The organism is Kistimonas scapharcae, assembly GCF_039540975.1.
Lineage (GTDB): Bacteria > Pseudomonadota > Gammaproteobacteria > Pseudomonadales > Endozoicomonadaceae > Kistimonas > Kistimonas scapharcae.
Map to the genome: position 1 here is coordinate 1 of NZ_BAABFL010000362.1, position 9,617 is coordinate 9,617.

Consider the following 9,617-nt stretch of genomic DNA (forward strand, 5'->3'; position numbering starts at 1 on the left):
ATGAAAGCATGAGCGGTAGCAACATACTGCGGATTTTCAGGCTTGGTTCAAGGCTTTCAATGAAACGTCAACAGCCCCTAGCATTGTGTGATCGTCGTGTTATGACAGATAAAGTCAATGTTGGAAAAACTTTAAAAGAAGAAGTTTGGAGGAGGCAGCCTTTTTCAAAAGTAAGTAATGTTTTTCTTCTGAATCCTACAAATAATATTGTAGAACTTCTGAGATATAGCACCGTAGGTGTTAAGGTGCATGTGGTTTATACGGAAAAATATAAAGGGTCTATAAATATTGATTATGATGTTGATACAGCAATAGTGCATGAATCTTTGAGTTTAAGTTTTAATTCTCTGAGAAGAATTGATACTTTTAAAAGAACTGGAGACTTGTTGGAAATTATAAAGAAAATAATTCTTATAGATGATAAAAAAAATATTGATTTATTGATGCCGATTACTCCTTGTGTTCCATATGTTAATGATATTGATATTCTGAATGAAAGCGATGTTGATGTTTTTGTAAAACTAAATAAGGTATGTTCCGAGGCTGTGTCTAATTTTACCGAATTGGCTGATGTTTTGTCTAATTCTTGTGAGTATATGCTTGCGAGAGAATCAATTTGCAAGCGGTATTCATATTCTATCTCAAATAGAAATTATAATGATTTTATTGCGCTAGCAGCGAAGGATGGTTGCCGATTTAGTGTGGTAGAGAGATGAAAGTAGTACACATAAGTAAAACGCCCTTGGCGGGATCTCCTTCTAGAATTTCAGATGCCCTGAATAATTATACAGAATTTGAAAGTTGTCATTTTATTGAGTCAGACTATCCTGGTTCGTTGAATGGAAAAATGTCTGCGCACAGTATTTTAATAGACGAAGGTGGAAAAAGAGATTGGCTTTTAAAAGAAGCTTTAAAGAATGCTGAAATTGTCCATGTTCATAATGATATATCAGGGTCGGTGGCCAATTGTTTTTCTCTTTGCAGAGATGATTGTAAATTTATATACCATGTTCATTCGCCTCTAAGAGAGGGGCCTTTATTTTCAAATGTGTCAGAAGATATTGGTGTTGATTTTGACTTGAAAATGGTGGTGGCTCAATATCATCCTAGGCATTATCAGGGTTATGTACCGGTTTTAAATATAGTTCCTTTTAAATCTTCGGTTAAAGTTATAGAAAATAACGAAATTCCTAGGGTTTTGTTTAGCCCTGCCCATAGACGGACAGGTGGGCGCTGGAATGATAAGGTTTCGGATGGCCTTCAGATAGCGCTTGAGTCACTAGCAAGATTTAATAAAATTGAACTGCTCGAAGTCGATGGTCTTAAACCTTATGAATTGTTTTCGCTTAGAAAATATTGTCATATAACTATAGATGAAATAGTTACAGGCTCTTACCACCAGATTTCGCTGGAAGGACTTGCAGCTGGTAACGTGGTCATCAGTAACTCTGATTTTTTCTCAGATATGTTTCTAAAAATGTTAACTGGTTGCACGTACTCTCCTTTTTTAAAAGCAAACTCTAGCAGTATTTATGATGTGTTGATGGGGCTGGTTTCAGATCCTGTAAAAATAAGAAATAAGCAGGTTGAATCGTTAGAGTTTTACAATAAATACCTTTCGCCTAGTGTGATTATTAAAAAATATGTTGAAGCTTATAATGGTTTGCTAAATGCTTAAAATTAAGAGTTTGAAAGACAAAGAGTTTGGGAGAACTATATATATAGTTGCTAATGGGCCATCTGTTTTGAATCAAGACCTATCGTTTATTAATGGTGGTGTTGTGATTGGTATGAATGGTTCACCTCTGTTAGAAAAAAGTTTGGGTTTTGTTTCTGATTATTATGTTGTCAGTGATGCAAGGTTTTTTTCTGAAAAGAAAAAGTTTGAGTGTGCAACTAAAGGTTTATCTGATAAAACAATAAGAGTTTTCAGGAAGGAACTTGAGGAAAATGATAGCCCTGAATATAAAAATAGAACAGTCTATACGAAATCGCTTGGTAGGGATGGTTTCAGTTTTGACTTAAATAGGGGGTTTTACTTTGGTTGTACTACAACAATGTTGGCATTACAGTTAGCTCACTACTTAGGTGGTAAGAGAATAGTTCTGTTTGGGTGTGATTTAACATACCCTTTGTCTCAACCGAGAGCATATAGAGAAGAGAAACCTTCACCTATCGATAATTTTACCGGGGTTCAAATAAAGAATATTAGAAATGCTTATTTAAAGCTAGAAGAAAGAGGCGTAGAATTTTTTAATGCTTCCCCTGTTTCTATGTTGCGACCATATTTGCCAGATTGGAGTTCCCAGTTTGTACTATAGAGGGATTCTTCTTTCTTCTTTGCAAGAAGAGATTTTTGAGGTGTTTGGTGAATTAGTTAGTGATGTTGAAATTATCAATAAAATAGATGAAAAGGTTAGTGTTGTATATCAAAAAGGAAATGTTGTTTTTGTAGAGCGCAGCGGTCTTCTTGATGAGTTGGTTATTTGCTTCTTGGCTAGGCCATTACAAAAGAGAATAATTTTTTATAAGAAAAGGAGTTTGTTTTTATTTTTTGTGCTGATTTATAAAGATTTGAGAGTTTTGTTTTGGAGGCTGAAAAAAAATACTCGAAAGTTAGTGGTGCGTTTTTTTTGAATTCGCTGGTGTGTTTGGTTTCTTTTGTTGTCCAATATCGCTTTATGAAAAAGTAGATTTTAAGGTTGGTTTTTGAAAAGTTAATCTTAAATCAAATTTGTATATCTGTTGCTTCTGGTATGGGTTTTTTATGGGCTGGGATAAGGATTACGTACGAAATAAATATGGGTTTCATTCTCTTGGGCAGTATGGTATTTTTTATCCTAGTGAAAATGCAAGCAGGCTATTAATATTGTTTTCCTCCATGGGTAAAGACCGCTATGATCGTTATTCATGGTTTTGGAATGAATGTGAAAGATGGGATGATACCGCATATTTATTTCTAAAAGATGACACTTTCTGCTATTTTTTAGGCTCTGATGAGCGTCCTCTAGAACAAACGTTTAGAAAAATAATTTTAAATCATATGGAGAGTTGTGGTGTAAATAATAAACAGGTTTTCACTGTTGGTGCATCTATGGGGGGCTATGCTGCGCTATATTATGCTTCTTTAATGGATTTTAATGGTGCTATAGTTTCTAACCCACAAATTGATTACGCTAGTGCTAGATGTCATGAATTTCAGAATTGGGAGCGGCAAATTAGAACCATGGGTGCTCAATGGTACGATTTGAATGATTTTCTATGCAAACGAAAAGCTCCTAAAGTTTATATTGAGTATGGAAACTATTTGGCGGATAAGTGTGCTGCCGAGAAGCTAATATCTACATTAGACAAGAAAAATTCACTTTACATTGTAAGAAAGACAGATTGGTCTGGGCATACTGTTGACAGTTTGAAAAAAGAAACTATTACAAGTGCAATTACTTTCTTTGAACAGAATGATTTTTATTTTTGAGATTTTATCTTCGTGATTTCTGTAGTTTTTTTTGATGGCTCCCTTTTTTATTGCTAAAGAAATATGAATTACTCAATATATGGAAATGAAGTACCATTTGCTCTTTTTGGTGGTATTAACGTCCTAGAATCTAAATGCTTGGCCTTTAAAGCTTGTGAACACTACGTCCGAGTAACTGAAAAACTCGGCATCCCCTATGTATTCAAAGCCAGCTTCGATAAAGCCAACCGCTCCTCCATACATTCCTACCGTGGCCCGGGCATGGAAGAAGGTCTGAAAATCTTCCAGGAACTGAAGCGTGAATTCGGTGTGCCGGTGATCACCGATGTCCATGAAACCTGGCAGGCGGAACCGGTAGCGGAAGTGGCGGATATTCTACAATTGCCTGCGTTTCTGGCGCGTCAGACGGGCCTGGTTGTGGCGCTGGCCAAAACCGGCAAGCCCATCAATGTGAAGAAGCCCCAGTTCATGAGCCCCCACCAGGTTGGCAATATCGTTGACAAGTTCCGCGAAGCCGGTAATGACCAGGTCATGCTCTGTGACCGTGGCACCTGCATGGGCTACGACAACCTGGTTGTTGATATGCTCGGTTTCAATGTCATGAAACAGGTCAGTGGCGGTTGCCCGGTGATCTTTGATGTTACCCATGCGCTCCAGTGCCGTGACCCATTGGGTGCTGCCTCCGGCGGTCGCCGGCACCAGACCGCCGAGCTGGCTCGTGCCGGTATGGCGGTGGGTATTGCCGGTCTTTTCATGGAAGCCCACCCCGATCCGGACAAAGCCCTGTGCGATGGCCCCAGCGCCCTGCCGCTGGATCAGCTGGAACCTTTCCTTGTCCAGATGAAGGCCATTGATGACCTAGTTAAGTCGTTCCCGCCGCTGGCCATCGACTGAATCAGGAATTCACCCTCATGACACACCCTCAAAGGGTGCCGGAGTCTGTCCGGCTAGTGATTTTTGATATCGACGGTGTACTGACCGATGGCGCCCTCTGGTATGGCGAGCACGGCGAGGTAGTTAAGCCGTTCAATGCCAAGGACGGAGTTGGGTTTCGGTTGTTGCAGGATAACGGCATCGAAGTGGCGGTGATCACTGCCAAGCAGTCCGCGCCGCTGGCCCGTCGCATGGCTGACCTGAAAGTGCGCCATTTCTACCCGGGCTGCCACGATAAACGGGCTGCTTTCCATCAGCTGCTGGATACTTTGGGCATCATGCCGGAAGCCGTCGCTTATGTGGGTGATGATGTTCTGGACCTGCCGGTGATGGAGCTGGTGGGTTGGCCCGTGGCACCGGCTGATGCCTATCCGATGGTCCTTGAACAGGCCGCCTGGGTCACTCAGGCGGTGGGTGGTCGGGGCGTGGTGCGGGAAGTGGCGGATACACTCGTTGCTGCCCGTACCAACCTGGTGGAAGCTTACCGTCGTCTGGTGGCACCGGCGGAAGCCATCGTGCAGTAATGGTTTCCCAATGAACACTGTCTGGCCGCTGTTGTTGCAATAGCGGCTCTTCCTCTTTTCTGGTTTTTCATTACATGTCTCATTCTGCTTTCAAGGTGGTGATCCCCGCCCGTTACGGTTCTTCCCGGTTGCCCGGCAAACCCCTGCTGGATATCGCCGGCAAGCCCATGTTGCAACACGTTTATGAACGGGCGCTGGCGTCAGGCGCGGATGCCGACGGTGGCATTGTCATCGCAACGGATGATGCACGTATTCTCGACGCTGCCAAAGCGTTCGGCGCCCCGGCGGTGCTGACATCCCCTGACCATGCGTCGGGTACCGACCGGCTCGCGGAAGTGGCCGCGACCCTGGGGTGGTCGGACGACACCGTGATCGTCAACTTGCAGGGTGATGAACCTCTGATGCCGCCGGCACTGGTGGCGGCTGTTGCCCGAAACCTGGCAGTGAACCCCGCAGCCGGTATCGCCACACTCTCAACACCGATCAGCTACGCCGCTGACCTGTTTGATCCCAATGTTGTCAAGGTGGTCACGAACCATAAGGGGATGGCGCTCTATTTCAGTCGTGCGCCGATTCCCTGGGATCGTGACCGTTACCCGGCCCATGGTGCGCCTGTAGCATCCCTTGTGCTGGGCGACCTGTTGCCGGCACGTCACCTGGGTCTCTATGCCTACCGTGCAGGGACACTGAAGCAGATTGCCAATGCACCGGTGGCCGGGCTCGAAGCGCTGGAATGCCTTGAGCAGCTGCGTGCATTGTGGCTTGGTATCGGCATTCATGTGCAGAGCATTGCTGAGCAGCCTGGCCACGGGGTGGATACGCAAGCCGACCTGGAACGGGTTCGTCAACAGCTGTCTGCCTGATTTTAACGTTTCACCATTTCTCACAGATTCTATTTATTTCATGTCAACCAACAACGAACAAAACACGCTGGATATCCGGCAAATCATGGCGGCTTCCCTGCGTGAACAGGGTCAAGAATTGCTCGCGCTGAGTGAACGGGTCGGGGAATCTTTTGAGCGTGCTGTACAGCTGATGCTGGATTGCAAGGCGTGCGTCATCATTTCGGGTATGGGCAAGTCGGGCCTGATTGGTCGTAAGATTACTGCAACCCTGGCGTCAACCGGTACCCGCAGCTTCTTTATGCATCCCGGTGAAGCGTTTCATGGAGATTTGGGTATGGTGCGCTTTGATGACATGGCCGACATTGTGGTGCTGATCTCCTATAGCGGCGAAACCGATGAAGTCCTGAAATTGATTCCGTCTCTCAAAAGTTTTGGCACCCGTATTGTTGCCATCACAGGGGGGCTTGATTCAACCCTGGCAAGAAATGCCGACGTGGTGCTGGATGCCAGTGTCAGCAGTGAGGTTTGCCCGAATAACCTGGCGCCAACAACGTCCACCACAGTGGCACTGGCCATTGGCGATGCGTTGGCGGTGGCATTGATGCGGGCACGGAACTTCCAGCCACTGGATTTTGCACGGTTCCATCCTGGCGGCAGCCTGGGCCGTCGTCTTCTGACCCGTGTGAAGGATGTTATGCGCAGTCATCGTTTGCCGATGGTGACGCCTTCTAGCCCGGTATCGGATGTACTGTTTACCATGACAGAGACCCGTACAGGAATGGCGTTGGTCATGGGAGAGCACGGCGGGTTGGATGGTGTCATCACTGATGGCGATTTGCGTCGCTATCTTATGGACCATGACAACCTGAAGGGGCTTCTCGCCAGTGATTTGATGACGGCTGATCCGGTTTGTATCAGTCAGGACACCATGGTCGCGGATGCCGAGCAGTTAATGCGTGAACAGCAATTGAAGTGGCTGATTGCGATGGATGATGAGAACCGGGTGGTCGGTTTGATGGATTGGACGGATTGAACTGCCGTCTAACGCTATAGCTTTAATAATCAGACTATTTTCACGGAAACCCGGGTAAGCTTTCTTATCCGGGTTTTGTTGTTTCTGGGACGGCTCGAATACAGATTCTACATGCGACGTCATAGTTTGAGCCTTTTACAATGCTTTGTTTTTTCGTGGAAACTGGCAGTACTCTGAATGAGCATTGAAAAAAGAATTGAAAGTATCCGTGCTGGCGGGTACAGCAAGCAGCAATTGGTTGCGTTGTACAAAAATGCCAGTAAACCCTCCGTCAATGCGGAAGACCGGGCGCGTATTCATCACGCCATTGAGCAGTATACCCGGTACAAATTCCCCAGAACTGCCAATGCGCTGTTTGGCGCTAAGGATAGTGATATTCGGGAGATGCTGACCCGTTATCACAAAGCCTTATCGGAAAGGTTTGACCTTTCCGGCAACTGCCATAAGGACGGCGTGAAAACCGGTGGTGATGTTATTAATGGCAAGGCCTATCTGGATATTTACCTGTCCTATCGCCGGAAAGATGGCCATGCAGTTTCGTTAGGGTTTTATCAGGAAAGCTTTGACAGAGATCCTGTCTTCAACGTCAAGCGCTATCACAAGGGATTGGACACCGGACTGATCAGTCAGGAACGTTTCGTGTCGGAGTATTTTGATAAGGCCTCGGCGTCTTTTGAGCAGCATCTGGCTGCATTGGTTTCTGATCTGAAGTCTGGATCAGGGTGTGACGCGGCAGGTGTTGCTAAACAATGAGCCAGATCCCAACGGAGAAAGCTGTAGAAGAACTGCACGGCATTCCTGCAGGGCAGTGGCCGAGTCCGGTTAAGGCAAAAGTCATGCGGGCTGTCTGGCGTTCCATGGGGCGCGTTCCGGGTATTGGCGGGGTGTTGCTCACTCGCTCATTACGACACTGGCAACAGGGACGCGCAATGATACCTGCCGCCTTGGTGCTTTCTGTTCTGGATGAGCAATTACTGATCCGGGTAAATCCGGCGGATCTGACGCATCGCCTGGCAGCGGTCTCCTGGGGACAGGATGGTATAAAGTCGCATGACTTCAGGGAATCCTTTGTCGCGGAAGGGGATCTTTCCGGGTATCTGTCACCACTGAAGCAGGATCGTCTGACAGCGGAAATTGATCAATTGTTCGCCTGCCATTTTCGTTGGCGGGAAACAGCATCCTGGGTAATGCTGGCGCAGCGATTGCGGGAACGCGGCAGGTTTGTCCATAACAATGTCAGGATAGCCTCGCTGTCTGATCTTGATGCTTATTTTCAGCGGTATGCGGAGCTGGCCGAATCAATCCAGACGCACGGTTACAGGCTGCGGCGGGAACTGACGTCAGGCGCTGCCGCGTCATCCGGTTTCGCACGTAGCTGGCGGATAGAGCGTGGTGAAGAAGAGGTGGGTGTCGCCATTGGCCCGAAGGGTGAAATCTGGCGCTACCGTGGCGGCTATCACCGCACGGCGATTGCCCGGAACCTGGGGCTGGAAACAATGCCGGTGCAGGTCAAGCTGGTGCATGGGGACTGGTTGCGGCGAGAAATGGCTGGTAAAGGCTTGAATCTGCCTTTCACCACCTCTATCAGGAATATAATGAAATGTAAGAAACACCCAAAATTTGGATGATCGTCAACTGCCAATAGTGTTCAGGAAAGTGTCAAGTGGGGTGGTGAATGTCAGTTTTATATATGTAGTGGCGGCATAACATCTGGAACGAAAGTTTTGGTTGCGATAGAGTGGCCATCGTTACCGGAAATAATAAAGTCTCAGACAATAACAAGCCCCACAAGGTGTTGTATGGACGCAGTCAAAACCCGCAAAATCTCGACCAGTGCACTGGCCAAATCCCTCTCGTTATCAGCTAAAGACCTCTTCCAAAAAATGGAATCCGCGGGCTGGATTGCTCGTGTTGAAGATGCCTGGGAGTTAACTGAGAAGGGGAAAGCGAAGGGGGGCGAGTATGTTGCTCATTCTAAATACGGCAAATACATCGCCTGGCCAGAGATGATTCGAGTCAATAATGAGGAATCGGATACTGGTACCAGCATGGTAAAGCAGTTTCTGACAGCCAGTGCTTTTGGTAAGAAGTTGGAGTTGTCGGCTCAGCGTGTCAACGCACTTTTTTCAGAGCTTGGTTGGATAAAGAAAGCACTCAAAGGGTGGGAGGTCACGCCCCAAGGGAAGGCTATGGGCGGTCAGCAGCGGGAAGATAAACGCACCGGTATTCCTTATGTCTGCTGGCCTGAGAGTGTGCTTGAGACCAAAGCATTTACTTTGTCGCTGAAAGAAATTCGTGGGGATCTGAGTCAGGCGATCGGTCTTGAAGAAAGCAGCAATGGCAGTGATGAAGCCGGTTTCAGAGACAAGTTCCCAGCCAAGCTGCGTACAGCCGATGGTCACTTTGTCCGCTCTAAGGCAGAGATGTTGATTGATAACTGGCTCTACATGGCGGAAATCGTTCATGCCTATGAGCGCAAGTTGCCTATTGAAGAAGATGTTTATTGCGATTTCTATGTGCCGACCGGCAAGGTCTACATCGAATACTGGGGTCTGGAAGAAGATCCCAAATACCGTAAACGTAAGGAAGAAAAGCTTAAGATTTACGAGAAGTATGGCCTCAATCTGATCCAGCTGACGGATAAGGATGTGCAGAACCTGGATGATGTGCTGCCACGAATGCTGTTGAAGTTTGGGGTTCAAACCTACTAATGAACATGATGGGGTTAGGGGCTGTTGACGTTTCATTGAAAGCCTTGAACCAAGCCTGAAAATCCGCAGTATGTTGCTACCGCTCATGCTTTCATA

General features: G+C 46.5%; 12 protein-coding genes. All 12 read left to right on the top strand.

The genetic code is table 11. The features are described 5' to 3' along the window. A partial coding sequence (locus tag ABD892_RS13010) for a hypothetical protein (RefSeq protein WP_345196190.1) occupies nucleotides 1-716 on the top strand: 716 nt, incomplete at its 5' end. Beyond that, nucleotides 713-1,678: a glycosyltransferase gene (locus tag ABD892_RS13015; protein WP_345196191.1), complete on the top strand. Its 966-nt coding sequence runs from the start codon at nucleotides 713-715 to the stop codon at nucleotides 1,676-1,678. The genes ABD892_RS13010 and ABD892_RS13015, both read left to right, overlap by 4 nt. After that, nucleotides 1,671-2,321, top strand: a complete 651-nt coding sequence (locus ABD892_RS13020; RefSeq protein ID WP_345196192.1) for a 6-hydroxymethylpterin diphosphokinase MptE-like protein — start codon at nucleotides 1,671-1,673, stop codon at nucleotides 2,319-2,321. Before ABD892_RS13015 ends, ABD892_RS13020 begins: the two co-directional genes overlap by 8 nt. Nucleotides 2,322-2,340: 19 nt before the next feature. After that, nucleotides 2,341-2,637, top strand: a complete 297-nt coding sequence (locus ABD892_RS13025; RefSeq protein WP_345196193.1) for a hypothetical protein — start codon at nucleotides 2,341-2,343, stop codon at nucleotides 2,635-2,637. A gap of 130 nt (nucleotides 2,638-2,767) precedes the next feature. After that, complete coding sequence (locus tag ABD892_RS13030; protein ID WP_345196194.1) at nucleotides 2,768-3,475, top strand: accessory Sec system protein Asp2; 708 nt, start codon at nucleotides 2,768-2,770, stop codon at nucleotides 3,473-3,475. A gap of 63 nt (nucleotides 3,476-3,538) precedes the next feature. Then, nucleotides 3,539-4,369, top strand: coding sequence for a 3-deoxy-8-phosphooctulonate synthase (gene kdsA, locus ABD892_RS13035; protein WP_345196195.1), 831 nt, complete (start codon nucleotides 3,539-3,541; stop codon nucleotides 4,367-4,369). A 17-nt stretch (nucleotides 4,370-4,386) separates the two neighbouring features. Then, entirely contained in the window at nucleotides 4,387-4,932 is a 546-nt protein-coding gene (locus ABD892_RS13040) for a KdsC family phosphatase (protein WP_345196196.1), read from the top strand. 74 nt (nucleotides 4,933-5,006) lie between these two features. Continuing rightward, on the top strand, nucleotides 5,007-5,795 hold the full coding sequence (gene kdsB, locus ABD892_RS13045; protein WP_345196197.1) for a 3-deoxy-manno-octulosonate cytidylyltransferase: 789 nt from the start codon (nucleotides 5,007-5,009) through the stop codon (nucleotides 5,793-5,795). A gap of 40 nt (nucleotides 5,796-5,835) precedes the next feature. Continuing rightward, nucleotides 5,836-6,810 (top strand): KpsF/GutQ family sugar-phosphate isomerase, encoded by a 975-nt coding sequence (locus tag ABD892_RS13050; RefSeq protein ID WP_345196198.1) that lies wholly within the window; start codon nucleotides 5,836-5,838, stop codon nucleotides 6,808-6,810. A gap of 177 nt (nucleotides 6,811-6,987) precedes the next feature. Next, entirely contained in the window at nucleotides 6,988-7,563 is a 576-nt protein-coding gene (locus tag ABD892_RS13055; protein WP_345196199.1) for a hypothetical protein, read from the top strand. Continuing rightward, nucleotides 7,560-8,438 (top strand): hypothetical protein, encoded by an 879-nt coding sequence (locus ABD892_RS13060; protein WP_345196200.1) that lies wholly within the window; start codon nucleotides 7,560-7,562, stop codon nucleotides 8,436-8,438. Before ABD892_RS13055 ends, ABD892_RS13060 begins: the two co-directional genes overlap by 4 nt. Before the next feature lie 171 nt (nucleotides 8,439-8,609). Continuing rightward, nucleotides 8,610-9,521, top strand: coding sequence for a PDDEXK family nuclease (locus ABD892_RS13065; RefSeq protein WP_345196201.1), 912 nt, complete (start codon nucleotides 8,610-8,612; stop codon nucleotides 9,519-9,521). Nucleotides 9,522-9,617: the final 96 nt, after the last annotated feature.